26 protein-coding genes and 1 pseudogene are annotated in these 22,885 nt (G+C 63.5%); 12 read left to right on the top strand and 15 right to left on the bottom strand.

Annotation, left to right across the window (positions count from 1 at the left end):
• Window positions 1–30: 30 nt before the first annotated feature.
• From istB to BLV47_RS13285, 5 genes and pseudogenes are all read right to left on the bottom strand, one after another.
• Window positions 31–780 (bottom strand): IS21-like element IS1474 family helper ATPase IstB, encoded by a 750-nt coding sequence (gene istB, locus BLV47_RS13305; protein ID WP_062838242.1) that lies wholly within the window; start codon window positions 778–780, stop codon window positions 31–33.
• A complete protein-coding gene (gene istA / locus BLV47_RS13300) occupies window positions 668–2,353 on the bottom strand; it encodes an IS21 family transposase (protein ID WP_062838241.1) in 1,686 nt (561 codons plus the stop codon). The genes istB and istA overlap by 113 nt, the downstream gene beginning before the upstream one ends.
• Before the next feature lie 226 nt (window positions 2,354–2,579).
• Window positions 2,580–3,410, bottom strand: a pseudogene (locus tag BLV47_RS13295) (thioredoxin family protein); the annotation flags it as partial.
• Window positions 3,411–3,532: 122 nt separating this feature from the next.
• Entirely contained in the window at window positions 3,533–4,096 is a 564-nt protein-coding gene (gene ahpC, locus BLV47_RS13290) for an alkyl hydroperoxide reductase subunit C (protein WP_011061677.1), read from the bottom strand.
• 151 nt (window positions 4,097–4,247) lie between these two features.
• On the bottom strand, window positions 4,248–5,186 hold the full coding sequence (locus BLV47_RS13285; protein ID WP_092314218.1) for a site-specific integrase: 939 nt from the start codon (window positions 5,184–5,186) through the stop codon (window positions 4,248–4,250).
• A gap of 180 nt (window positions 5,187–5,366) precedes the next feature.
• Between BLV47_RS13285 and BLV47_RS13280 the strand changes: the two genes are divergently transcribed.
• On the top strand, window positions 5,367–6,374 hold the full coding sequence (locus BLV47_RS13280; protein ID WP_092314216.1) for a DNA-binding protein: 1,008 nt from the start codon (window positions 5,367–5,369) through the stop codon (window positions 6,372–6,374).
• Here BLV47_RS13280 and gorA read toward each other — a convergent pair whose 3' ends face one another.
• Both gorA and galU read right to left on the bottom strand, forming a co-directional pair.
• On the bottom strand, window positions 6,375–7,733 hold the full coding sequence (gene gorA, locus BLV47_RS13275) for a glutathione-disulfide reductase (RefSeq protein WP_092314214.1): 1,359 nt from the start codon (window positions 7,731–7,733) through the stop codon (window positions 6,375–6,377).
• Between the two features lie 132 nt (window positions 7,734–7,865).
• Entirely contained in the window at window positions 7,866–8,705 is an 840-nt protein-coding gene (galU, locus tag BLV47_RS13270) for a UTP--glucose-1-phosphate uridylyltransferase GalU (protein WP_011061681.1), read from the bottom strand.
• Between the two features lie 464 nt (window positions 8,706–9,169).
• On the opposite strand from galU, the gene BLV47_RS13265 reads away from it, so the two are divergent.
• Window positions 9,170–9,451, top strand: coding sequence for a hypothetical protein (locus BLV47_RS13265; RefSeq protein WP_016964160.1), 282 nt, complete (start codon window positions 9,170–9,172; stop codon window positions 9,449–9,451).
• Between the two features lie 14 nt (window positions 9,452–9,465).
• Here BLV47_RS13265 and BLV47_RS13260 read toward each other — a convergent pair whose 3' ends face one another.
• The 4 genes from BLV47_RS13260 to BLV47_RS13245 all read right to left on the bottom strand — a co-directional run bounded on the left by BLV47_RS13260 (window position 9,466) and on the right by BLV47_RS13245 (window position 11,905).
• Complete coding sequence (locus tag BLV47_RS13260; protein WP_092314212.1) at window positions 9,466–9,696, bottom strand: hypothetical protein; 231 nt, start codon at window positions 9,694–9,696, stop codon at window positions 9,466–9,468.
• Window positions 9,697–9,765: 69 nt separating this feature from the next.
• Window positions 9,766–10,617, bottom strand: a complete 852-nt coding sequence (locus tag BLV47_RS13255; protein ID WP_425272170.1) for a c-type cytochrome — start codon at window positions 10,615–10,617, stop codon at window positions 9,766–9,768.
• Window positions 10,618–10,682: 65 nt separating this feature from the next.
• On the bottom strand, window positions 10,683–11,333 hold the full coding sequence (locus tag BLV47_RS13250; protein WP_092314208.1) for a c-type cytochrome: 651 nt from the start codon (window positions 11,331–11,333) through the stop codon (window positions 10,683–10,685).
• Window positions 11,334–11,554: 221 nt separating this feature from the next.
• Window positions 11,555–11,905: a hypothetical protein gene (locus BLV47_RS13245; RefSeq protein WP_092314206.1), complete on the bottom strand. Its 351-nt coding sequence runs from the start codon at window positions 11,903–11,905 to the stop codon at window positions 11,555–11,557.
• Between the two features lie 211 nt (window positions 11,906–12,116).
• On the opposite strand from BLV47_RS13245, the gene BLV47_RS13240 reads away from it, so the two are divergent.
• The 5 genes from BLV47_RS13240 (at window position 12,117) to ada (ending at window position 15,265) form a co-directional block, all read left to right on the top strand.
• Window positions 12,117–12,419 carry a DUF1883 domain-containing protein gene (locus BLV47_RS13240; protein ID WP_016964155.1) on the top strand — a complete coding sequence of 101 codons (303 nt, stop codon included), beginning with the start codon at window positions 12,117–12,119 and terminating at the stop codon, window positions 12,417–12,419.
• A 32-nt stretch (window positions 12,420–12,451) separates the two neighbouring features.
• The gene (locus tag BLV47_RS36215) at window positions 12,452–12,622 is read left to right on the top strand and encodes a hypothetical protein (protein WP_092314204.1); all 171 of its coding nucleotides are present in this window, start codon (window positions 12,452–12,454) and stop codon (window positions 12,620–12,622) included.
• 97 nt (window positions 12,623–12,719) lie between these two features.
• Window positions 12,720–13,436 (top strand): 2OG-Fe(II) oxygenase, encoded by a 717-nt coding sequence (locus BLV47_RS13230; RefSeq protein ID WP_092314202.1) that lies wholly within the window; start codon window positions 12,720–12,722, stop codon window positions 13,434–13,436.
• A complete protein-coding gene (gene alkB / locus BLV47_RS13225; protein ID WP_092314200.1) occupies window positions 13,426–14,106 on the top strand; it encodes a DNA oxidative demethylase AlkB in 681 nt (226 codons plus the stop codon). The genes BLV47_RS13230 and alkB overlap by 11 nt, the downstream gene beginning before the upstream one ends.
• A gap of 85 nt (window positions 14,107–14,191) precedes the next feature.
• Window positions 14,192–15,265 (top strand): bifunctional DNA-binding transcriptional regulator/O6-methylguanine-DNA methyltransferase Ada, encoded by a 1,074-nt coding sequence (ada, locus tag BLV47_RS13220; protein WP_092314198.1) that lies wholly within the window; start codon window positions 14,192–14,194, stop codon window positions 15,263–15,265.
• On the opposite strand, the gene BLV47_RS13215 is transcribed toward ada, so the two are convergent.
• Window positions 15,229–15,717, bottom strand: coding sequence for a GyrI-like domain-containing protein (locus tag BLV47_RS13215; RefSeq protein WP_092314196.1), 489 nt, complete (start codon window positions 15,715–15,717; stop codon window positions 15,229–15,231). The two genes, ada and BLV47_RS13215, sit on opposite strands and share 37 nt — an antisense overlap.
• Window positions 15,718–15,932: 215 nt before the next feature.
• Here BLV47_RS13215 and BLV47_RS13210 point away from each other — a divergent pair, with 215 nt between their 5' ends.
• The 5 genes from BLV47_RS13210 to BLV47_RS13190 all read left to right on the top strand — a co-directional run bounded on the left by BLV47_RS13210 (window position 15,933) and on the right by BLV47_RS13190 (window position 21,511).
• Window positions 15,933–16,997 (top strand): NAD(P)H-dependent flavin oxidoreductase, encoded by a 1,065-nt coding sequence (locus BLV47_RS13210; RefSeq protein ID WP_092314194.1) that lies wholly within the window; start codon window positions 15,933–15,935, stop codon window positions 16,995–16,997.
• 171 nt (window positions 16,998–17,168) lie between these two features.
• Window positions 17,169–17,936 (top strand): molybdate ABC transporter substrate-binding protein, encoded by a 768-nt coding sequence (gene modA, locus BLV47_RS13205; RefSeq protein WP_092314192.1) that lies wholly within the window; start codon window positions 17,169–17,171, stop codon window positions 17,934–17,936.
• Complete coding sequence (modB, locus tag BLV47_RS13200) at window positions 17,937–18,617, top strand: molybdate ABC transporter permease subunit (RefSeq protein ID WP_092314190.1); 681 nt, start codon at window positions 17,937–17,939, stop codon at window positions 18,615–18,617. It begins immediately after the preceding gene.
• Between the two features lie 3 nt (window positions 18,618–18,620).
• Entirely contained in the window at window positions 18,621–19,703 is a 1,083-nt protein-coding gene (gene modC, locus BLV47_RS13195; protein ID WP_092314188.1) for a molybdenum ABC transporter ATP-binding protein, read from the top strand.
• Between the two features lie 167 nt (window positions 19,704–19,870).
• Complete coding sequence (locus BLV47_RS13190) at window positions 19,871–21,511, top strand: ATP-binding cassette domain-containing protein (RefSeq protein ID WP_092314186.1); 1,641 nt, start codon at window positions 19,871–19,873, stop codon at window positions 21,509–21,511.
• Window positions 21,512–21,621: 110 nt separating this feature from the next.
• Here the strand turns inward: BLV47_RS13190 and BLV47_RS13185 are convergent, their stop codons facing one another.
• The 3 genes from BLV47_RS13185 to BLV47_RS13180 all read right to left on the bottom strand — a co-directional run bounded on the left by BLV47_RS13185 (window position 21,622) and on the right by BLV47_RS13180 (window position 22,862).
• Window positions 21,622–21,942, bottom strand: a complete 321-nt coding sequence (locus tag BLV47_RS13185; RefSeq protein WP_092314184.1) for a YbjQ family protein — start codon at window positions 21,940–21,942, stop codon at window positions 21,622–21,624.
• 144 nt (window positions 21,943–22,086) lie between these two features.
• Complete coding sequence (locus tag BLV47_RS36210; protein ID WP_167365658.1) at window positions 22,087–22,245, bottom strand: hypothetical protein; 159 nt, start codon at window positions 22,243–22,245, stop codon at window positions 22,087–22,089.
• Between the two features lie 224 nt (window positions 22,246–22,469).
• Entirely contained in the window at window positions 22,470–22,862 is a 393-nt protein-coding gene (locus tag BLV47_RS13180) for an MliC family protein (protein WP_244168874.1), read from the bottom strand.
• Between the last annotated feature and the right edge of the window lie 23 nt (window positions 22,863–22,885).

Below are 22,885 nucleotides of genomic sequence, written 5' to 3'. Positions count from 1 at the left end.
TGCGCGGGTTCTGGATTGTAATCGCATCGGTCACGATGCGGCTTGTTCCTCGGCTTTTTTTCGGCGCAGCGACTCGCCTTTCATCGTCAGTCGGTAGGCGTTGTGCACCAGGCGGTCGAGGATGGCATCGGCCAGGGTCGGGTCGTTGATCCAGCCGTGCCAGTGCTCGATGGGCAGTTGGCTCGTCAGGATGGTGGAGCGGCTGCCAGCGCGGTCGTCGATCACCTCCAGCAGGTCATGCCGGGCTCCTTCCTCCAGCGGGGCTAGCGCCCAGTCGTCCAGCACCAGGACGTCGACCTTTGCCAGCTGTTGCAGGGTACGGCCGAAGCTGCCGTCGCCATGAGCGATGCGCAGTTGTTCCAGCAGGCGCGGGGTGCGCAGGTACAGGGTGCTATAGCCCTGGCGGCAGGCCTGGTTGCCCAGGGCGCAGGCCAGCCAGGTTTTGCCGGCACCGGTCGGGCCGGTCAGCAGCAGGTTGTGCTGCTGGCGGATCCAGTCGCCACTGGCCAGGGTGGCGATCAGACGCTCGTCCAGGGCGCGTCCGGTGCGGCGGTCGAGATCTTCCAGGCAGGCGTTGGCGTACTTGAGCTTGGCCTTCTTGCGCAGCCGTACCAGGCGCTGGTTGTCACGCCAGGCCAGTTCGCGGTCGAGCAGTAGGCCGAGGCGTTCATCGAAGCTCAGGCTGTGGCTGGCCGGCAGCGTCCATTGCTCTTCCAGGGCGCGGGCCATGCCGTCCAGGCGTAGCTGGTGCAGTTGATTCAGGGTGTGTTGCGGCATCATCGAACAGCTCCTGTTGCGGGGGTTGGTAGTAGTCGGCGCCACGGACGTTCTCGTGGTCGCCGGGTAAGGTCGTTTCGGCGGCACGCTGGGGCAGCGGCTGTTGATCCAGGCCTTGCTGGAGCAGGTTGCGCACGCTGCGCCCGGTGAAGGCGCGCAGGTGTACGGCACGTTCGGCAGCGGCTTCCAGGCGTGCATTGCCATAGCGCCGGGCCAGCGAGAGCAGGCCGAGGCAGGCGCGGTAGCCCATCTCCGGGTGCGGCTTGTGGGTCAGTTGGTGATCGATCAGTTGGCGCGTGTAGGGGCCGATCCGCGCGCCCCAGTCGAGCAGGCGTTGTGGCGTCCATTCGCGATGCGCCTGGTGCGCCGCGGGCATGTGCTCGCGCTGGGTACTGTAAGCGCCGCGTCGCCCCAGCAGCAGGTGGCTGGCCACCCGCCGGTTGCCATGCAGCACTTCCAGGGTGTGTGCCGTCAGTCGCACGTCCACGTTCTGCCGGGCCAGGGCGGAGGGCACGCTGTAGAAGCTGCCATTGACCTCGATGTGGTAGTCGATGCTGACCTTGCAGCGCTTGAAGGTGGCGACCTCGTAGGGATGCACCGGCAGCGCTCGCAAGGCCGGGCGATCCAGGCGCTCGAACCAGTCGCGCCGGCAGCCATCGAGCCGCTTGAACGGGCGCCGATTCAGATCCTCCAGCAGCTCGGCGATGGCCTGGTTAAGCGCATGCAGGCTGAAGAACTGCCGATGGCGCAGCCGCGCCATGATCCAGCGCTCGACCACCTGCACCGCCACCTCGGCCTTGGCCTTGTCCTGAGGCTTGCGTGGCCGTGCCGGCAGGATCACCGTCTGGTAATGACGCGCGCACTCCAGCGTGGCCCGGTTCAGGCCCGGCTCGTAGCGATCCGGCTGGGCGACCAGGGCGCGCGGATTGTCCGGCACAACCATTTCCGGCACGCCGCCAAAGTAGGTCAGAGCCTGGCCCAGCGAGGTCAGCCAGTCCACCTGGGTTTCGCCTGGCGTCGCGCAGGCATAGGTGTAATTCGAGGCGCCCAGGGCGGCGACGAAGATGTGCGCCCGGCGCACTTCGCCGGTGGCCGGGTCGACCACCGGCAGCGTCGGCCCGGCATAGTCGATGAATAGCTTCTCGCCCGCACGGTGCAGCTGACGCATCGAACGTTTGAGCGTCTGGGCGTAGCGCCGGTAGTGCTCGACGAACTGGGTGTAGCGGTAGGTCGGCTGGCCCGCATGCGCGGCGAGATATTCCTCCCACAGCAGCTGCAAGGTCACGCCCTTGCGTCGCAACTCGCGGTGGATGCTCAGCACATCGGGCAGCACTCGCTCACCGCGCGGCTTGTTCGTCGACGTCGGTGCAAACAAGGCGGCCGCCAGCGCGGCCTCGTCCATGGCCACCAGCGCCGGCCAGTCCAGCCCGGCCACCCGCGCCGCCGCGATGTACTTGCTAACCACGCCCTTGGACAGCTGCAAGGCACGGGCAATCTTCTCGTGGGACAAGCCGGCCTCAAACTTGAGGCGCAGACATTCTTTGATGTTTCGCATGGCTACTCGCGGCGCCGCCATCTTCCTCTCCCGAAATCGGTCGAGGATGGCGGCGCATCAGGTCATGCGCAACGAAGGGGAAGGCTTTCGCTAAGTCGTGACCGGCGATTTCGGTAAGCCGTGACCACCTGTTTCGGAACAGGCGGAAAATCGGTCACGTTGCTACCGAAATGAGCGGTCACGCGTTAGCGAAATGACCGGTCACGATCAACCGAAACGGCCGGTCACGGTGCTCCGAAATCCGCAGCTTGACGTGTTCTTCCAGGGCCGCGGCCAGTTTCGGCCCTTCGGTTTCCTTGACCGAGACAAAGTTCTCGATAGCCATGGTGTCCAGCACCTGACCACCGAAGCGTTCGGCGGCAACACCGGTGCGAATGCCCTTGCGAGCGGCATAAATGGCTGCCGAGGCACCCGCTGGGCCACCGCCGACCACCAGTACGTCAAAGGCCTCTTTGGCGTTGAGTTTCTGCGCCTGTTTCTCCACCGCGCCGGTGTCGAGCTTGGCGAGGATTTCCTCAAGGCCCATGCGCCCCTGGCCGAAGTTCACGCCGTTGAGATAGATGCTCGGCACCGCCATCACCTTGCGCTCATCGACTTCGGCCTGGAACAGCGCACCGTCAATGGCCACGTGGCGAATATTGGGGTTGAGCACCGCCATCAGGTTCAGCGCCTGGACCACGTCCGGGCAATTCTGGCAGGACAGCGAGAAGTAGGTTTCAAAATTGAACTCGCCCTTGAGCGAGCGGATCTGCTCGATCACTTCAGCACTGGCTTTGGAGGGGTGCCCCCCTACTTGCAACAGGGCCAGCACCAGGGAAGTGAATTCGTGCCCCATGGGAATACCGGCGAAACGCAGGCTGATATCACTCCCCGGGCGATTAAGCGAGAACGACGGCTTGCGCGCGTCGGTGCCGTTGTCGAGCAAGGTAATCTGGTTGGAAAGACTGACAATGTCTTTGAGTAACGCAAGCATTTCCTGGGATTTCGCACCGTCGTCGAGGGAGGCGACGATCTCGATCGGCTGGGTGACCCGTTCCAGGTATGACTTCAACTGAGCTTTAAGATTGGCGTCCAACATACGGGCGATTTCCTATTGATTCGGTATAAAAAACAACGCCCGAGCGAATCTCGCCCGGGCGTTATTTGAGGGCGGTGCGGCTGACTTAAGTGCGGATGACCGCCCTTGAATGAAGCATGGACTTAGATCTTGCCGACCAGGTCCAGGGACGGAGCCAGGGTGGCCTCGCCTTCTTTCCACTTGGCTGGGCAGACTTCGCCTGGGTGAGCAGCGACGTACTGGGCGGCCTTGATCTTGCGCAGCAGCTCGGAAGCGTCACGACCTACGCCGCCATCGTTGATTTCAACGATCTTGATCTGGCCTTCAGGGTTGATCACGAAGGTGCCACGGTCAGCCAGACCGGCTTCTTCGATCAGCACGTCGAAGTTGCGGGAGATGGCCAGGGTCGGGTCGCCGATCATGGTGTACTGGATCTTGCCGATGGCTGGCGAAGTGTTGTGCCAGGCAGCGTGGGCAAAGTGGGTATCGGTGGAAACGCTGTAGATCTCAACGCCCAGTTTCTGGAATTCGGCATAGTTGTCGGCCAGGTCTTCCAGCTCGGTCGGGCAGACGAAGGTGAAGTCGGCCGGGTAGAAGAATACGACGGACCATTTGCCTTTCAGATCCGCGTCCGACACTTCGACGAATGCGCCGTTTTTGAATGCAGTGGCTTTGAACGGTTTAACTTGGCTGTTGATGATAGGCATCGTTGACTCTCCATCAGTGGTTGAAAATGTTGGGTGAAAACTTGATGGGGAGAATCCTAGCCAATCAGTCGCCGCTTGGCTCATTGGCAAACCTGATGCCAACGATTGGTTTTGGCTATAAGACCACCGTATTGATAGAAGAAACCTTTGATCACTGGCGCACAGGTTTCTCGTCGATCCGTGCCATGCCCATGAACGGATTGACCTCCAGGTAACGCATGGCGGACTTCATGTCCTTCCAGCCGACATAGCTCATCAGCGACTTCAGATCCCATCCGCTGCGATGCGCCCAGGTGGCAAAGCCCCGGCGCAGGGAATGGCTGGTGTAGTGTTCGGCGGCGATACCGGCGCGTTCCAGGGCCTGGCGCAACAGGGGAATCACGCTGTTGGCATGCAAGCCCTGCTCACTCAGGTGGCCCCAGCGATCGATCCCGCGAAACACCGGTCCGCGCACCAGGGCCGCGGCATTGATCCATTCGATGTAGGCCTGCACCGGACACAGGCGTTGCAAGGCCGGCGTGTGAAAGGTCCGACCCAGGTTGTCGCGGTCGCTCTTGCTGCGCGGCACATACAGGCTGATGCCGGATCCGGCGCTGGCCTGCACATGCTCGATCTGCAGGCGACACAGCTCATCACTGCGAAAGCCTCGCCAGAAACCCAGCAGGATCAACGCCCGATCGCGCAGCGCCCGCAACAGGTCGGCCTGACGTTCGTCGCCCCGGGCCGCCGCTGCCTCGCCATCGAGCCAGGCAATCACTCGCTCCAGATGCTGCAATTGCAATGGCTCGGCCTGTTTTTCGCGAACCGGGTGCACCGCGCGAATCCCCTTGAACACCTGACGCACCACCGGCGCCTTGGTCGGGTCGGCAAAGCCCTGGCTGTTGTGCCATTGGGCCAGTGCCGAGAGGCGCAACTTCAAGGTATTGATCGACAGCTCACCGGCGTAGGCCACCAGGTAGCGAGCCACGCTGTCCGCGGTGGCCGGCAGGAATCCGCCCCACTGCACCTCGAAATGCTCGATGGCCGCCCGATAACTGCGGCGGGTGTTATCGCGGGTGGCGGCTTGCAGGTAACGATCCAGCTCACTCATGGCAACTCCCCTGAGACAGATGTACGGCGACCCGGGGCGAAAACCGACCGCCGCGCCTATCACAAGGGGTAATACTACAATATCCAATGTCAAATTTACGCTATCTGATGCGCCATTCTACCTGTACAATTATCAATAATTACATACCACGTATAACAGTATTAAATCGTCGGAGGACACATGGCTCGCGGAGGCATTAACAAAGCGGTGGTGAAAAAGGCGCGCCAGGCGATTCTTGCCCGCGGCGAGCACCCGAGCATCGACGCAGTACGCATAGAAATGGGCAATACCGGCTCAAAAACCACCATCCACCGCTACCTGAAAGAGCTCGACGATGGCAGCACTCGCCGGGAGGCCGGCCCAGTAGCGCTGGACGAGGAGCTCGGCGAACTGGTCGGGCGCCTGGCGCATCGTCTCCAGGAACAAGCCCAGGAGCCCCTGGAACAGGCCCTCGCCCACTCCGAACAGCAGAAGCAGGCATTCGAGCAACAGTTGGAGCAAGCCCGGCGCACAGAGGAGCAGCTGCAACAGCAACTGCAGATCCAGGCCAGCGCCCTGGCCGGTGAAAGTGCCGCACTGCAAGACACTCGCTCGATGCTACAGAGCGAACAGACCCGCAACGCCGAGCTCAACCAGGCACTGAAGGACTACGACCTGCGCCTGGAAGACAAGGAGCAGCAGATCCGCTCCCTGGAAGACAAGCACCTGCACGCCCGGGATGCCCTGGAACACTACCGCGCTGCCAGCAAGGAACAGCGCGAGCAGGAGCAGCGCCGTCACGAAGGCCAGCTACAGCAACTGCAGGCCGAACTGCGGCAAGCCCAGCAGAGCGCCCTGGTTCGCCAGGACGAAATCACTCAATTGCATCGCGACAACGAACGCCTGCTCAGCGAACAACGGGCCAGCCACAAGGAGCTCCAGCAAGCCCTGGATGCCGCCAGCAAGAGCGCAGCCCTGCAGGCACAACTGCGCGAACAGCTGACGCGCCTGGAGAGCGCCAGCACCCTGCTGCAGGAACGCTTGCGTGTGGCTTCGCAGGAGACGCAGGCACTCAGGGAAATAGCCGACGAGCAGACTCGCCTGAGCAAGCAGATGGAATTGCGCGCCGCCAAGGCCGAGGCCGGCCTCGAGGCGCTGCGCCTGGCCTCCGCCAGCAAGGCGAAGGCAGGCAAGAAAGCCGACTCCTGATCAGTCGGCGACAGGCGTGCGCATGGTAACGAACTCTTCGGCGGCGGTCGGGTGCACGCCGATGGTTTCGTCGAAATCACGTTTGGTCGCCCCGGCCTTCAGAGCAATCGCCAGCCCCTGGACGATTTCACCGGCGTCCGGCCCCACCATGTGGCAACCCAGCACTTTGTCGCTATCGGCATCCACCACCAGCTTCATCAGGGTACGTTCCTGGCAGTCGGTCAGGGTCAGCTTCATCGGCCGGAACCGGCTTTCGAAGATCTGCACCTTGTGCCCCGCTTCCCGCGCCTGCTCTTCGGTCAGACCAACAGTGCCGATATTCGGCAGGCTGAACACCGCCGTGGGGATCATCCGGTAATCCACCGGGCGGTACTGCTCGGGCTTGAACAGGCGCCGAGCCACGGCCATGCCTTCGGCCAGGGCCACCGGGGTCAATTGCACGCGGCCGATCACATCGCCAATCGCCAGGATCGATGGCTCGCTGCTCTGGTACTGCTCATCCACCTCGATAAAGCCACGCTTGTCCAGTTTGACCCCGGTGTTCTCCAGACCCAGGTTGTCGAGCATCGGCCGGCGCCCGGTGGCGTAGAACACGCAGTCGGCGACCAGCTTGCGACCATCCTTGAGCGTGACCTCAAGGCTGCCGTCGGCCTGTTTGTCGATGCGCTCGATGTCCGCGTTGAACTGCAAGCCCAGGCCACGCTTGGTGAGCTCTTCCTGCAGATGCTTGCGCACCGCACCATCAAAGCCGCGCAGGAACAGATCGCCGCGATACAGCAGCTGGGTATCGGCACCCAGACCGTGGAAAATCCCGGCAAATTCCACCGCAATGTAACCACCACCCACCACCAGCACGCGCTTGGGCAGCGCCTTGAGGAAGAAGGCTTCATTGGAGCTGATGGCATGCTCACGCCCCGGGATGTTCGGAATCTGCGGCCAGCCGCCAGTGGCAATCAGGATGTGCTTGGCGGTATAGCGCTGGCCATTGACCTCCACCTGATGCGGATCGATCAGCTTGGCGTGGCCTTCGTGCAGGGTCACGCCACTGTTGACCAGCAGATTGCGGTAGATACCGTTGAGACGATTGATTTCGCGGTCCTTGTTGGCGATCAAGGTCGCCCAATCGAAATCTGCCTCGCCAAGGGACCAGCCGAAACCCGACGCCTGCTCGAAGTCTTCGGCAAAGTGTGCGCCGTACACCAGCAGTTTTTTCGGCACGCAACCGACGTTGACGCAGGTACCGCCCAGATAGCGGCTTTCGGCCACCGCAACTTTTGCGCCGAAGCCCGCCGCGAAGCGTGCGCAACGCACACCGCCGGAACCGGCGCCAATTACATAAAGATCAAAATCGTAGGCCATTTCACTCTCCCAGGCAGGCTGACAAGCATAACCGCAGATGGCGATCGGGTCAGCGCAGTGGATTGACATAAGGGCGCCCAATGAAAAAGCCACCCGAAGGTGGCTTTTTCCGACAAACCCGTGCAGCGACTATCAGTAAGCCTTGCCGGTCTTGTAGAAGTTCTCGAAGCAGAAGTTGGTCGCGTCGATGTAGCCTTCGGCGCCACCGCAGTCGAAACGCTTGCCCTTGAACTTGTAGGCCATCACGCAGCCGTTCTGCGCCTGTTTCATCAGGGCGTCGGTGATCTGGATTTCACCACCCTTGCCCGGCTCGGTCTGCTCGATCAGGTCGAAGATGTCCGGAGTCAGGATGTAACGACCGATGATCGCCAGGTTCGACGGCGCATCTTCCGGCTTTGGCTTCTCGACCATGCTGTGAACGCGGTAGATGTCGTCACGGATCATCTCGCCGGCGATCACGCCGTACTTGTTGGTTTCCTGCGGGTCGACTTCCTGGATGGCCACGATCGAGCAGCGGAACTGCTTGTACAGCTTGACCATCTGGGTCAGGACGCCGTCGCCTTCGAGGTTGACGCACAGGTCATCCGCCAGCACCACGGCGAACGGCTCATCGCCGATCAGCGGGCGGCCGGTCAGAATCGCGTGGCCCAGGCCTTTCATTTCAGTCTGGCGAGTGTAGGAGAACGAGCACTCGTCCAGCAGTTTGCGGATACCAACCAGGTATTTCTCCTTGTCGGTGCCCTTGATCTGGTTTTCCAACTCGTAACTGATGTCGAAGTGGTCTTCGAGGGCGCGCTTGCCACGGCCGGTCACGATGGAGATTTCATTCAATCCGGCATCCAGCGCTTCTTCAACGCCGTACTGGATCAGTGGCTTGTTCACCACCGGCAGCATTTCTTTAGGCATGGCTTTAGTCGCTGGCAGGAAGCGAGTACCGTAACCGGCTGCTGGGAACAAGCATTTCTTGATCATATGAGTCCTTAAAAAGGCTGTGCGTGCGAGTTTCGGCGCAGTCTAATCAGGCGGCGTGCACCTTACAATGCCCCGCGCTGGCTAACCGCTGCCATCATAGAGAAATAAAGCGCCAGATAGTTCCGTAGCATCCATCAGTTAGCGCTCAAGGTTAACCCCCATACCCCCGCAGGCCTTGAAATCCGGCGTCTGCACGCCGAGCCCAGGCACCGGGCGGACATCCGAGCGTAGCGTCCCCCAATACCCTCCCAGAGCCTCCGCCAGGCGCGACTGATGGCACCGTTAATAGCCTTCGGCCACCCCCTTGAGCAGTTCGCGGAATATCCCGTCTATCGAGCGGCGGCACTTTTCAGCGGCGACGATGGACTAAGGGGATGCGCTGTACCGAAATGGCCATTGGCTATAGCATCGCGACACTGATGCACAGCCCCAAGATTCCCTCTTCTGCAGACGACAAAATCCCCATGAACAGACTTCTCGCAGTCACCGCGGTACTGGCCCTGACCGGATGTGCCACCGCCTCCAATACTTACCTGGCCAATGGCGAACAGGGCCTGAGCATCGATTGCTCCGGAGAGGCCGGCTCCTGGGCCAGCTGCTATGAAAAAGCCGATGCTTCCTGCGCCGGTACCGGCTATCGGATCGTCAGCACCGATGGCACCCCCGCCCCCAAGGAAAGCGACAAGACCCTGGGCGTCGACGTCGGCAACTACAAGAGCCGCAGCGTGGTGGTGGTCTGCAAGTAGCGGACAGATGCCCGCTACATATGAATTTCGGCGAACTTGATGCCCAGGCCACGAATGGTTTCGATCAAGTCGTCGAGGCGGGCAAAGGACTCCACCTCGTCGCTGTCATCCACCAGAAAATAGCTGCGCCCGGCGCTTTTCTTGAAAAACACGATCCACTCCCCGGAATTGGCCGGGTTCTGGATCACATGGGTGGCAGAGATCGAGCCCTCTGCATGCTTTTCCCTGACGTCTTCCCGCTTCATGCTCTCTCCCAAAAAAACGATGCCGCCAAGGCGTGAGCCCAGGCGGCATCGGTAACGATAGGCGCTAGTTTATCGGATGCCCTGGCCGATCAGCACGCCCTCTACGGTCTGACCGTACAAATTTACCCCGTCATTGGCGTGAAACTTGACCCGAGTCTTCTCGATCGAGCCCTCCACCAGACGCGGATCCTGAGGCCGTTCATGACTGTTGACGAAGGCCGCCACGTCCCAAGCCTGCTGATCGCTCAAGCTGCCACCCTGGCCCAGTGGCATGTTGTGCTTGATGAAGGACGCCGCCGTATTGATCCGGTGCATCCCCGCCCCCCAGTTGTAGGAATCCTTGCCCCACAGCGGCGGCATCACGTAATCGGCCCCGACCTTCTGTCCCTGCCCCTGTTCGCCATGGCAGACCGCGCATTGCGCCTGATACACCGCCGCGCCCTGCTTCAGGTCATACCCCTTGGCCGGCTGGGCCACGTCGGGATACCCCCGCCCCGGCAGTTCCACACCCAGTGGCGCCTTGCTCGCCAGCCAGTAGGCATACACCGATAGCGCGGTTATCTCCGGACTGTCGGCCGCCGGCGGCTGACCACCGTTCATGCTGAACTGGAAACACCCCTGCAAGCGTTCGGCGAAGGTGTTCACCTTGTCGTTCTTCTTGCGGTAGGCGGGGTACATCGGATAGGCGCCCCACAGCGGCGCGGAGTTGGCCAGACGCCCCTGATCGAGGTGGCAGTTGCTGCAATTGAGTCCATTGCCCACGTATTGCGGCGCGCGGCGCTTGGTGTCGACAAACAGCGCATGGCCCTCGCGCACCAGCCTGCCGTAGGCATTGTCCGGCAACTCGCTTTCGGCGGGCGGCCTGAAGTACTCGGCCCGGGGCGAAGCGCTTGGCGCCGGTATCTGCGACTGATCTTCCATGGCAATGCCCGCGGCTTGTACCTGGGCGGCGAGCAACGCCAGCAACGGCCCGGCAATCAATAGTTTCATGGCCGCGCCTCCTGGGTTTTCAATTGCGCAAAGTAGTCCGCCACCGCTGTGACCTCGTCGCCAGTCAGGGATTTGGCGACATGCCCCATCAGGTCATTGGGATCGTTGTGACGAGTGCCGTCGCGCCAGGCGTTCAACTGAGCCACGAGGTAGCTGGCGGGCTGCCCGGCAAGCGGCGGAAATGCCACGCCCACACCGACACCACCCGGCCCGTGACAGCTGACGCACTCGGGCACCTGACGCTCCCAGGCACCGCGCAGGGCCAGGCGCTCGCCAACGCCGCTGGCGCTCTGGCTGCGGTGGGTCTGCGGGGTCTGTGGTCCAGGCATCGCCGCCAGGGTCGCGGTGACCGCGGTGATTTCCTCTTCGCTCAAGGCCTTGGCCAGGGGCTGCATCACCGGGTTGTTGCGGGCGCCACTGCGAAAATCATGCAACTGCTTGGCCAGGTAGCCCGCCGGCAACCCCGCCAGGCGCGGAAAGCCGGCAGGCGCCAGGCCCATTGCATCAGCACCGTGACAAGCCAGACAGGCCGTCGCCCCTGGCTGGGCGCCACCCTGAGTGAACACCTTCTGGCCGTCGACGGCAGAGGCAGATTGTATGAACAGCAGCATCAGGCCGCTCAACAGCATCCGATCCAGTGGGATCATATGTACTCCATTATTCTAGTTATATGCTTAGACCCATCCGGCATAAGCGCACAAATAGTAGGGCAATAGATCCACTGCGACAATGCAAAACAGGCGCCTGTGCACTGCAGGCAGGCCGCTGTCGCACCGCACGGGCGCGGCCTTGCCGGGCGGCTTGAACCGGCCAGCGCTTGCGGTACCGGCGAAGAAAGAGAGGCCAGGACACGCCTGGGCCCGCACGTTCAACCGGAGATGCAGGCCTCCCCGGCCTTGTGCACGTCCTGAGGACGCAAGGGGTTGTTGGACATCTGTTCGTGCAGCTTGATGCTGCTGCCCCCGGAGCGTTCATCGATGTAGAACACCGCCGCCGGAGCCGACGACAGGCTCTGAGGCACGATCACTCGATACCCGCCCTTGTGCGGCTCGACCTGCAACGCACCGCGGCTGCCGGAGAGGTTGCCGCTCAGGCACTGGACGTACTCCTGGGGCTTCTTGCCGGAGATCACGCTCAGGGTCGGCGGCGTCTGGTTGATGTCCGAAACCGTCGCACAGCCACTGATGGCCAACACCACAATCCACGCCCAGCGTTTCATAGCAAAACTCCAATAAATGTCCCTCCGACAGCAACGGCGCTGTTTTTCTCCGGAGGCACGGCTTTATCGCCGATAAAAATCCAAATAACTGTTTTAAATTGTCAAACCCCGACGCGGGGGCCGAATAATACCCCGTCGGGCCTGATAAACTGCGCCATCGCCCACGCACCTGTTTTGGTTTTTTGTAGCTATAGCCCTTCTGGAGGCGCCCATGAAATTCATCCACCAGCGCGAGCACTTGAACGAAGACGATATCGTCGTCATCGAATGCTCCCAGGTCTGCAACATTCGCCTGATGAGCGATGCCAACTTCCGCAGTTTCAAGAATGGCGGCCGCCACACCTATCACGGCGGTGCTTTCGACAAGTTTCCGGCGAAGATCACCGCACCCAGCACCGGCTTCTGGAATATCACCATCGACACGGTCAATCGGCGCCCGATCAGCGTGACCCGCAAGCCGAACCTGAGCCACTCGATCCGCATCATTCGCCGCTCCAGCTCGAAACTGCGTTAAGCCACAGCCCTTCTGCGCCAACAGGTAATCCCGTGTCCCAGACCACCAAGTACGTCATCAAATACAAGCTCAACGGTGAGCGCCGCTTCGAATTCGCCCAGTTGCAAAACGGCACCCAGGAAGAGGCCCGGGCCGCCCTGGAAGCCCTGCATGGTCAGTCCGGCGACGTAATCAGCGACGTCAGCGTCAGCAAGGCCCTGTAATTCCCCCACCCCGGATTCGAGCGCAAGCAGCGGAGTGCGCACTGGCCGACCGAGCCCCAGACTGCCCGGTATCTTTCCGGCCCAGGACACTCGTGCCATGCCCGCTTCCTCGCTTCACCAGCGTCTGCAGCAACTGGACTGGGCCCGCATCACGCAGGCCCTGGACCAGGACGGCTGCGCCCGCCTCGAAGGCCTGTTGACGGCCCAGCAATGCCAGGCCCTCTGCGACCTGTATCCGCAGCCCGAACTGTTCCGTTCGAAAGTGCTGATGGCCCGCCATGGTTTCGGCCGCGGTCAGTACCAGTACTTTCGCTATCCGCTGCCCGAGCTGGTGGCGCAACTGCGCCAACAGCTCTATCCCCATCTGGTGGAGCAGGCCAACCGCTGGAACCAGAACATGAACCTCGACGTCCGCTACCCGGCAGAACATTCGGCATTCATCCAGCGCTGTCACGCCGCCGGCCAGTTGCGCCCCACGCCACTGTTGCTGCAATACGGTCCCGAGGACTACAACTGCCTGCATCAGGATCTGTATGGCGAGCAGGTGTTTCCCTTGCAGGCGGTGTTCATGCTGTCCCGACCGGGAACCGACTTCAGCGGCGGCGAACTGGTGCTCACCGAGCAGCGCCCGCGCATGCAGTCCCGGCCACAGGTCATTGGTCTGAAGCAAGGTGATGGGCTGGTTTTTGCCGTGCATCATCGGCCGATAAAAGGTGCGCGCGGGCATTATCGGGTGACCCTGCGCCACGGGGTCAGCCGCGTGCACAGCGGCCAGCGCCACACCCTTGGAGTGATCTTTCACGATGCCTTGTAACCCTGACGCCCCTGCCAATCTCGGGCTCTTTGCCGAAAGCGACCTGCTGCAGCCGGCACGTACCGAGGTGCTGGGGCCCCAGGCCCGGGTCTTGCGCGGCTTTGCCCTGCCCTGGACCGAACGCCTGCTGCCCAGGCTCGACGAAGTCCTGGCAGCAGCGCCCTTTCGCCAGATGATGACGCCGGGCGGCCATACCATGTCCGTCGGTTTGAGCAGTTGCGGCGCGCTGGGCTGGACCACCGACCGCCACGGCTACCGTTACAGCGCCATCGACCCGCAAAGCCTGCGGCCCTGGCCGGCAATGCCCGAGGTGTTCCGGCAACTGGCCGAGCACGCAGCACAAGCCGCCGGCTTCAACGACTTCAATCCCGACTCCTGCCTGATCAACTGCTACCGCCCCGGCGCGAAAATGTCCCTTCACCAGGACAGGAACGAACGCGACTTCAACGCGCCCATTGTTTCCCTGTCCCTGGGGCTGCCGGCGATCTTCCTGTTCGGCGGCCAGCAGCGCAGCGACAAGAGCCAGCGGGTGCCCCTGCTCCATGCCGACGTGGTGGTCTGGGGTGGTGTCGATCGCCTGCGCTATCACGGGGTGCTGCCGCTCAAGGACGGCACTCACCCGGAGCTTGGCCGACAGCGGATCAACCTGACCTTTCGCCATGCCGGTTGAAAGCGGGAATTCAAGCGCAAGCCGCGGAGTGCCGGACAAGCCCCAGGGGGTTAATCTGGCCGCCACTTCCGGCCGAGGACCGATCATGAATGCCCCATCGCGCAAACAGCGCATCGAACAGGACCCACGCTGGCAGGCCGTGCTCAAGCGCGACGCCAGCGCCGATGCGAGCTTCGTCTACGCCGTGCGCACCACCGGCGTGTACTGCCGCCCCAGCAGCCTGTCGCGACGGCCGAAAGCGGAAAACGTCGAGTTCTTCGACAGCGCCGAACAAGCCGAAGCCGCAGGCTATCGGCCGAGCAAACGCCAGGCCAGCGACCAGACCCAGGTCGCCGCCCACCACGCGGCGATGGTGGCCGAAGCCTGTCGACAGATCGAGCGCGCCGAATCGGCCCCCAGCCTGGAGCAACTGGCGCGGCACGCGGGCATGAGCAGCTACCACTTCCACCGGGTGTTCAAGGCCGCCACCGGACTCACGCCGCGGGGCTATGCCAGCGCGCAACGCTCACGCAAGGTCCGCCACCACCTGGAGAACGGCCACTCGGTGACCGACGCCTTGTACGACGCCGGCTTCAATTCCAACAGCCGCTTCTATGAGGCCGCCGACCAATTGCTGGGCATGAAACCCAGCGACTACCGCGCCGGCGGCCCCAACACCGATATCCGCTTTGCCGTGGGCCAGTGCTCCCTGGGGGCGATCCTGGTGGCCCGGAGCGAGCGCGGGGTATGCGCCATCCTCCTGGGGGACGACCCCAACCAGTTGCTGGAGCAACTGCAGGACAAGTTTCCTCGGGCCAATCTGTTGGGGGCCGACGCGGATTTCGAGCGTCTGGTGGCCCGGGTGGTGGGTTTTATCGAAGCGCCGGCGATTGGCCTGGACCTGCCCCTGGACCTGCGCGGCACCGCGTTCCAGGAACGGGTGTGGCAGGCCCTGCAGAGCATTCCCGCCGGCAGCACCGCCAGCTACGCCGAGATCGCTCAGCGCATCGGCGCGCCCAAGTCCATGCGAGCGGTGGCCCAAGCCTGTGCAGCCAACTGCCTGGCGGTGGCCATCCCCTGCCACCGGGTGGTGCGCAGCGACGGCAGCCTTTCCGGCTACCGCTGGGGAGTGGAGCGCAAGCGTCAGTTGCTGGAGCGCGAAGCGCTGCCCGAATCCTGAATCCCGATGTAGATGGCCACCGAGTCGGGGCTGGTATAGACCTCGAAATCCGTGGCGAAGGCGCGACGAACCTCAGGATTGTCCTGGAAGTAGGCCCAGATCAGGCCCCAGGCCTGGATCACGCAATCGGGCATCGCGCCCTGGGCGCTGAACACCAGGTAGTCACCGCCCTGGATCTGCACGCTGGGGTAGTCGGCGCTGGCATCACTCACCGCCACTCCGGCCATCACGTCGAACGCCCCAGAAGCATCGGACTCGTAGTTGGAATAGACCCCGTAGACGAACGAGTCCGGTTGCCGCAAGGCAATCTTGTTGAACAGGTCTTCGACATAAAAACGTTGCCACATCGGCCCGATCCGGGCGCTGTCCGCCTGTTGCTCCGCCGCGTTGCGGGTCCGCACTTGCAGGCCTGCAACGCGAAAGGGCCGTACTTCGCGCAGTTTTACATCCATGGTCAGCATTCCTTTATGGGGCGGTGAGGAAAAATATCCGCCGCAGTCTAGCGTCGGATCGGCGCCACCGACAGCCGTCGGCAGTGGCCGCTGCATCCGTTGCCAGTACCCGATATTGAGCCTCTGCTGAAAAAGTCGGCTGGCCTCGGGTCGGGTTCTCCTGCTAAAAACCATGAGCCTCATTGTCCAATCCCGCCGACGGAGAATTCTTGCAAATGAGCCAATGGACTGATCGCCGCCTGTTAGACCTGCTGGGTATCGACCTCCCCATCATTCAAGGGCCACTGGCAGGGGTCACCGGTGCTGCCATGGTGATCGGGGTCTGCCGGGCTGGCGCCCTGGGCTCCCTGCCCTGCGCCATGCTCGGTCCCGAACAGATTCGCCTGGAAGTCCAGGCCATCCGTGCGGCCACCCGCAATCCGCTGAACCTGAACTTCTTCTGCCACCAGATGCCCGCCGTCGATGTCGAACGCGAAGCCCGCTGGAAAGAAACCCTGAAGCCCTACTACCAGGAGCTGGGGGCGGATTTCGACGCCCCGACGCCGGTCAGCAACCGCGCGCCCTTCGATGAAACCAGTTGCCAACTGGTCGAAGAACTGCGACCCGAGGTGGTGAGTTTTCACTTCGGTCTGCCGGACCCGGCCCTGCTGGATCGGGTCAAAGCCACCGGTGCCAGGATTCTGTCCTCCGCCAGCACCGTCGATGAAGCGCTCTGGCTGGAAGCCCGCGGCTGCGACGCGATCATCGCCATGGGCTACGAAGCCGGCGGCCATCGGGCCATGTTCCTCAGCGACGATCTGAACACCCAGGTCGGCACCATGGCCCTGGTGCCGCAGATCGTCGACGCGGTGCAACTGCCGGTCATTGCCACGGGCGGCATCGGCGATGCCCGGGGCATCGTCGCGGCGCTGGCACTGGGCGCCTCGGCAGCGCAGCTGGGCACGGCCTACCTGTTCACCCCGGAGGCCAAGGTCAGCGCCGCCCACCACCACGCGCTGCGCCACGCCAAGGAAAGCCAGACCGCGTTGACCAACCTGTTCACCGGCCGCCCGGCCCGGGGCATCGTCAACCGGGTAATGCGTGAAATCGGCCCCATGAGCCCGCTGGCACCGGCCTTCCCCCGGGCCGGAGGCGCCTTGATGCCGCTCAGGGCCAAGGACGAGGCGGACTTTGCCAACCTCTGGTCCGGCCAGGCCCTGCGCCTGGGGGTGGAGCTACCGTCCTACGAGCTGACCTTGCGCCTGGCCGAACAGACGCTAGCCCAGTTGCGCAGACGCTGAGGAACAGGGCCGCGACTTCGGTCGCGGCCCTGTGCATGGGGCCGATTCACAGTTCCGCTTGCCGGCGATTCGCTATATATTCCGCTATACAGCGCTTGACCTCGCCTGCCTGCACAGGCCCTGCAATCGCCGCTCGCGCCCATTCTTCCTTCCCCCCACTGGAGCTGTTTGATGAACCTTCGCGCCTCAGGTTTTGTCCCGACCGGCCTTGCCGCCCTGCTCGCCGTCTTCGCTTTGGGCACGGCCCAGGCCGCTGAAGTCCAGGTGGCGGTGGCCGCCAACTTCACCGCGCCGATCCAGGCCATAGCCGCCGACTTCGAAAAGGACACCGGCCACAAACTGGTGGCCGCCTACGGGGCCACCGGGCAGTTCTATACCCAGATCAAGAATGGCGCGCCCTTCGAAGTCTTTCTCTCCGCCGACGACAGCGCCCCGCAGAAGCTCGAAAACGAAGGCGATGCCGTCAAGGGCTCGCGCTTCACCTATGCCATCGGCACCCTGGCCCTGTGGTCGGCCAAGCAAGGCTACGTCGACAGCAAGGGCCAGGTCCTCAAGGACAACCAGTACCAGCACCTGTCCATCGCCAATCCCAAGGCCGCGCCATACGGCCTGGCCGCGACCCAGGTCCTGGCCAAGCTGGGCCTGAGCGACCAGGTCAAGGACAAGCTCGTCGAAGGCCAGAACATCACCCAGGCCTACCAGTTCGTCTCCACCGGCAACGCCGAACTGGGTTTTGTCGCCTTGTCACAGATCTACAAGGACGGCAAAGTCAGCAGCGGCTCGGCCTGGATAGTGCCTGCCCAGATGCATGACCCGATCAAGCAGGACGCGGTGATCCTCAACAAGGGCAAGGACAACCCGGCCGCCCAGGCGCTGGTCGACTACCTCAAGGGCCCGAAAGCCGCCGCCATCATCCAGTCCTACGGTTATCAACTGTAAATGAGCCTGTCGAGTGCCGATTTTTCCGCCATCTGGCTGACCCTGAAACTGGCGTCCCTGACCACGCTGATCCTGCTGGTGGTCGGCACTCCGATTGCCCTGTGGCTGTCGCGCACCCGTTCCTGGTTGCGCGGGCCGGTCGGTGCCGTGGTGGCCCTGCCCCTGGTGCTGCCACCCACGGTGATCGGTTTCTACCTGCTGCTGGCCCTGGGGCCCAACGGCTTTTTCGGCCAGCTCACCCAATCCCTGGGCTTGGGCACCCTGACCTTCAGCTTCAGCGGCCTGGTGCTGGGCTCGGTGATCTATTCCATGCCCTTCGTCGTACAACCGCTGCAGAACGCCTTTTCCGCCATCGGCAGTCGCCCGCTGGAGGTCGCCGCCACCTTGCGCGCCGGCCCCTGGGACAGTTTTTTCACGGTGATCCTGCCCCTGGCGCGGCCGGGCTTCATCACCGCCTCGATCCTCGGCTTTGCCCACACCGTCGGCGAGTTCGGCGTGGTGCTGATGATCGGCGGCAATATTCCCGACAAGACCCGGGTGGTCTCGGTGCAGATCTACGACCACGTCGAAGCCATGGAGTATGCCCAAGCCCACTGGCTGGCCGGAGCCATGCTGGTGTTCTCGTTTCTGGTGCTGCTGGCGTTGTATTCCAGCCGCAAGACCAAAGCCGGCTGGAGCTGAGCCATGAGCCTGCACATCAAGCTGCGCCTGGACTACCAGGACTTCGACCTGGATCTGGACCTGCAGTTGCCAGGCCGCGGGGTCACCGCGCTGTACGGGCACTCCGGATCCGGCAAGACCACCTGCCTGCGCTGCATCGCCGGCCTGGAAAAGGCCGGGCGCGGCCGCATTCAGATCAACGACGAGGTCTGGCAGGACAGCCGGCAACGGCTGTTCGTCCCGCCGCACAAGCGTTCCTTGGGTTATGTGTTCCAGGAGGCCAGCCTGTTTGCCCATCTGTCGGTCCAGGCCAACCTGGAGTTCGGCCTGCGCCGCATTCCCAAGGCGCAACGCCGGGTGGACATGGCCCAAGCCACCGCACTGCTGGGTATCGGCCACTTGCTGCAGCGCCATCCGCAACACCTTTCGGGCGGCGAACGCCAGCGCATCGGCATCGCCCGGGCCTTGCTCAGCAGTCCGCGCCTGCTGCTGATGGACGAGCCCCTGGCGGCCCTGGACTCCAGACGCAAGGGCGAAATCCTGCCTTACCTGGAGCGCCTGCACGACGAACTGGATATCCCGGTGCTCTATGTCAGTCATTCCCAGGACGAAGTGGCACGCCTGGCGGACCACATCGTGCTGTTCAGCGATGGCCGCGCCCTGGCCAGCGGCCCCATCGGCCAGACCCTGGCACGCCTGGATCTGCCCCTGGCCCTGGGTGACGATGCCGGCGTGGTGGTCGAGGGCCGGGTCAGCGACTACGACCCGAGCTACCAATTGCTGACCCTGCAACTGCCCGACAGCCGATCGCAGGTCCGCGTGGCCCACGGTCCGCTGGCCCTGGGCAAGGCCCTGCGCTTCAAGGTCCAGGCCCGAGACGTCAGCCTGAGCCTGCAGGCCAGCGAACGCAGCAGCATCCTCAACCGCCTGCCGGTGACCGTGTGCGAAGAAATCCCGGCGGACAACGCCGCCCACGTCCTGGTGCGCCTGGACGCGGCGGGCACCCCGCTGCTGGCGCGCATCACCCGTTACTCCCGGGATCAGCTCGACCTGCATCCCGGCCAGCAGCTCTGGGCCCAGATCAAGGCGGTGGCGGTTCTGGCTTGAGTCCATCACCGCCCTTGCCAGGGCCCTGGGTCCGACGTTAGGCTGCGCGCCTTCCTTGCCGTCCCAGGACGATTGCCGACGTGAACAACTAAGCCTTCCAAAATGTATCCGCGACGAGCCCTTCAACCGCGCTCGTTGGTCTGTTGCCACATTTTCCGGAGGTGCTGATGACTCACGTCAAACGGCTGCCTGCGCTGGTTTCACTGAACCAGCTGACCTATCAATTCGCCAATGGCGACACCCTGTTCGATGCCCTGAACCTGAGTTTCGATGGCCTGCCCACGGCCATCGTCGGGCGCAATGGCGCGGGCAAATCCCTGCTGCTGCGCCTGATCGCCGGGGAACTGCAACCCTCTTCAGGCAGCATCCAGCGCACTGCCCGTCTTGCCTACGTGCCCCAGGACCCGCAGCCGGCACCGCAGCAGACGGTGGCCCAGGTCGCCGGGCTGGCCGAAGCCCTGCACGCCCTGCAACGCCTGGCGTCCGGCACCGCGACCGCGGAGGATTGGCAACAGGTCGATGGCCGCTGGGACCTGGCCGAGCGGCTGCGTCAGGCCCTGGATCAGGCCGGCCTAGCCTGGCTGCAACCCGAGGACCCGGCGGCCACCCTGAGCGGCGGGCAACTGGCCCGGGTGGCGCTGATCGGCGCCCTGCTTGGCGACGCGCCATTGCTGCTGCTCGATGAGCCGAGCAACCATCTGGACCGGGCCGGTCGCTGCTGGCTGATGGAGCAGCTGCGGCGCTGGCGCGGCGGGTTGATCCTGGTCAGCCATGACCGCCAGTTGCTGATGCAGGTGCAGCGCATCGTCGAGCTTGGCCCTATGGGCGCTCGGGTCTACGGCGGCAATTACGCCCTGTTCCTGGCCCAGCGCCAGGCCCTTGAAGGTGCAGCCCAGGCAACCCTGGAACAGGCCCGCAGCCAACGCAGCCGCGAACTCAAGCGCCTGCAGCGCGAGCATGACAGCATCCAGCGCCACGCCGCGGTTTCACGCAAGCAGGCCAAGACCGCCAACGTCTCCAGCATGGAACGGGCCAGCCTGCTCGGCGGCGCCAGGGACATCATGGGCCAGGTGCGGCACCAGCATCAGGAACACAAAAGCGCCCTCGATCAACAGGTTCGCGATGCCTACGCTCGGGTCGCCCCGGAGCAACCGACCCTGCTCACCCTGCCCGAAACCCGCCTGGCGCCCGGCCAGGCGCTGTTCAACCTGCAGCGGGCGCAACTGCCCTGGCTGGACAGCGGCTCGCCGGCGACCTATCTCACCGGCAACCTCAGCGGTCCGGCGCGGATTGCCCTGGTGGGCCCCAACGGTTGCGGCAAATCCACTTTGCTGAAGATGCTGGCCGGGCACCTGCAACCGCTCAGTGGCCACTGCCGGGTGGCGGTGGCCAGCGCCTACCTGGATCAGCACCTGCTGCAATTAGCCGCCGAGCGCTCGCTGCTGGAGCAGCTGCATGGCGGTGCCTCAACCCTGGAGGAAAGCACCCTGCGCACCCGGCTGGCGCGCCTGCAACTCGACGCCCGTCGGGTCCAGCAACCCTGCGCCTTGCTCAGCGGCGGCGAACGCCTGAAGGCCGCCCTGGCACTGGCGTTGTGGGCCGGTAATCCGGCGCAGCTGTTGCTGCTCGACGAACCCACCAACCACCTGGACCTGGAATCGGTACAAGCCTTCGAACAAGCGCTGCGGGACTTTCCCGGCGCGCTGCTGGTGGCTTCCCACGATGAGGCCTTTCTCCAGGCCCTGGCACCGACCCATGAGTGGCAATGGTCAGCCCGCGGCTGGCAGCTGCGCGAGTGCCGGCCGTGAAGCAGCACGGCCCGCAAGCGCGGTCCTCCCTCGGCCCGGGCGCTGGCCTGCGGGCGCTTACCGCAGTTGTCGGGGTTGACGCCGGATTCCGCTTGGCAGCGTGCGGGGTGTCACTTGAGCCTGACTGCAGTCCCGGTGGCAAACACCACCACCATGCCGCCGCGCCCCGAAGGCATGCTGATCTCGAAGTCCAGGCCGACCACTGCGTCGGCATCGAGCTTGCGGGCGCGCTCCTTGATTTCATCGGTGGCCTGGATCCGCGCCTCTCTCAGGGCCCGTTCCAGCGTCTGGGAACGGCCACCGAAAAAGTCGCGCATCCCGGCGAACAGGTCGCGGACCACGTTGATGCCCTGCACCGATTCGGCGCTGACGATATCCAGATAACCGGCAATTTCCCGGCCCTCGATATGGGCGGTGGTGGTGACGATCATGCACTTCTCCCTTGAGCGAACAGCCCGTCCCGAATTCACGGAACGGCAAAGCCGGCGATGGTAGCAGAGCGCAGAGACTCGCTGCCGGCCATGTGCCGTTGACCGCCCGGCACAAAAAGCCCCGCTCTTTGGCGGGGCCTGGGCTTAGGGTTTCAAGGGACGTTCTTCATCCAGCTCGGAGAGGCTCTTGCCGTCGTCCGGATGCTTCCAGGTCTGCGGTGGCGGCTCGCGGTGTTCGACTTCGTGCTGCTGCGCGTCATCGCTGCGTTCATGCTCGCAAGGGCGTTGCTCTGGTGTTGTCATGCCCACCTCTCTTCCTGAAGGGATGTTTCACTGCCCTGATCAGGTTAGAACAGATCCGGCGACCACCCGGTTTCGTCGACGGGACGACCACCGGTCAAGATGAAACTTCCTTCACCCAAGGGCTGATCGCGTCTGTGTATAGTCCCTTCGCTCATTCAAGCAACTACGTTCGCCCGCTCTCTCCCGCGGGCTTTTTTTTGCCTGCAGGCAGCGCCGGCCTGGGCTCACTGCGGGTCGATCTCCTGGCAGTCCTTGAGCAGTGTCTCTTCCTCGGCAGTGTGGTCGGCCTCAAGGAACGACAAGACGCCCTGCTTGCCCTTGGTATGCCAGCGAAAGCTGTTCTGCTCATCATCGGCGATATACAACGCCCCGGAACCCGAACGGGCAATGTGCATGGGAATCAATTGGTCCTTGTAGTGGAGCGTGGCGAACGAGCTGCCATTGTCGATATTCAGATAGGCCGCCTCGATGCGGACATTGCCCTCGCACTGATAGCGCGCCACCTGGCTCTGATAGCTCGGCTCAGGGGCGGGTGACTGAGCCTGGGCAGCCTCGACCAGAAGCGGCAGGCCCGAAGCCAAAGCCACGGCGCAGAGCATTGCAAGACGAGTGTTCAAGGTAGTTCCCCCCAGATGGTCAA

This window comes from Pseudomonas saponiphila (assembly GCF_900105185.1).
Lineage (GTDB): Bacteria > Pseudomonadota > Gammaproteobacteria > Pseudomonadales > Pseudomonadaceae > Aquipseudomonas > Aquipseudomonas saponiphila.
The sequence above is the reverse complement of the archived record's forward strand: the minus strand, read 5'-3'. Positions and strand labels throughout refer to the sequence as shown.

Coding starts and splice junctions, on each gene's coding strand:
- BLV47_RS13215 (WP_092314196.1), bottom strand. CDS start 15,717: ATGGATGTAAAACTGCGCGAAGTACGGCCCTTTCGCGTTGCAGGCCTG.
- BLV47_RS13185 (WP_092314184.1), bottom strand. CDS start 21,942: ATGATCGTCACCACCACCGCCCATATCGAGGGCCGGGAAATTGCCGGT.
- modC (WP_092314188.1), top strand. CDS start 18,621: ATGAGCCTGCACATCAAGCTGCGCCTGGACTACCAGGACTTCGACCTG.
- BLV47_RS13190 (WP_092314186.1), top strand. CDS start 19,871: ATGACTCACGTCAAACGGCTGCCTGCGCTGGTTTCACTGAACCAGCTG.
- istA (WP_062838241.1), bottom strand. CDS start 2,353: ATGGCGGCGCCGCGAGTAGCCATGCGAAACATCAAAGAATGTCTGCGC.
- BLV47_RS13230 (WP_092314202.1), top strand. CDS start 12,720: ATGCCCGCTTCCTCGCTTCACCAGCGTCTGCAGCAACTGGACTGGGCC.
- BLV47_RS13280 (WP_092314216.1), top strand. CDS start 5,367: ATGGCTCGCGGAGGCATTAACAAAGCGGTGGTGAAAAAGGCGCGCCAG.
- gorA (WP_092314214.1), bottom strand. CDS start 7,733: ATGGCCTACGATTTTGATCTTTATGTAATTGGCGCCGGTTCCGGCGGT.
- istB (WP_062838242.1), bottom strand. CDS start 780: ATGATGCCGCAACACACCCTGAATCAACTGCACCAGCTACGCCTGGAC.
- BLV47_RS13265 (WP_016964160.1), top strand. CDS start 9,170: ATGAACAGACTTCTCGCAGTCACCGCGGTACTGGCCCTGACCGGATGT.
- ada (WP_092314198.1), top strand. CDS start 14,192: ATGAATGCCCCATCGCGCAAACAGCGCATCGAACAGGACCCACGCTGG.
- BLV47_RS13255 (WP_425272170.1), bottom strand. CDS start 10,617: ATGGAAGATCAGTCGCAGATACCGGCGCCAAGCGCTTCGCCCCGGGCC.
- alkB (WP_092314200.1), top strand. CDS start 13,426: ATGCCTTGTAACCCTGACGCCCCTGCCAATCTCGGGCTCTTTGCCGAA.
- BLV47_RS13240 (WP_016964155.1), top strand. CDS start 12,117: ATGAAATTCATCCACCAGCGCGAGCACTTGAACGAAGACGATATCGTC.
- BLV47_RS36210 (WP_167365658.1), bottom strand. CDS start 22,245: ATGACAACACCAGAGCAACGCCCTTGCGAGCATGAACGCAGCGATGAC.
- modB (WP_092314190.1), top strand. CDS start 17,937: ATGAGCCTGTCGAGTGCCGATTTTTCCGCCATCTGGCTGACCCTGAAA.
- BLV47_RS13250 (WP_092314208.1), bottom strand. CDS start 11,333: ATGATCCCACTGGATCGGATGCTGTTGAGCGGCCTGATGCTGCTGTTC.
- ahpC (WP_011061677.1), bottom strand. CDS start 4,096: ATGCCTATCATCAACAGCCAAGTTAAACCGTTCAAAGCCACTGCATTC.
- BLV47_RS13245 (WP_092314206.1), bottom strand. CDS start 11,905: ATGAAACGCTGGGCGTGGATTGTGGTGTTGGCCATCAGTGGCTGTGCG.
- BLV47_RS13260 (WP_092314212.1), bottom strand. CDS start 9,696: ATGAAGCGGGAAGACGTCAGGGAAAAGCATGCAGAGGGCTCGATCTCT.
- galU (WP_011061681.1), bottom strand. CDS start 8,705: ATGATCAAGAAATGCTTGTTCCCAGCAGCCGGTTACGGTACTCGCTTC.
- BLV47_RS13210 (WP_092314194.1), top strand. CDS start 15,933: ATGAGCCAATGGACTGATCGCCGCCTGTTAGACCTGCTGGGTATCGAC.
- BLV47_RS13285 (WP_092314218.1), bottom strand. CDS start 5,186: ATGAGTGAGCTGGATCGTTACCTGCAAGCCGCCACCCGCGATAACACC.
- modA (WP_092314192.1), top strand. CDS start 17,169: ATGAACCTTCGCGCCTCAGGTTTTGTCCCGACCGGCCTTGCCGCCCTG.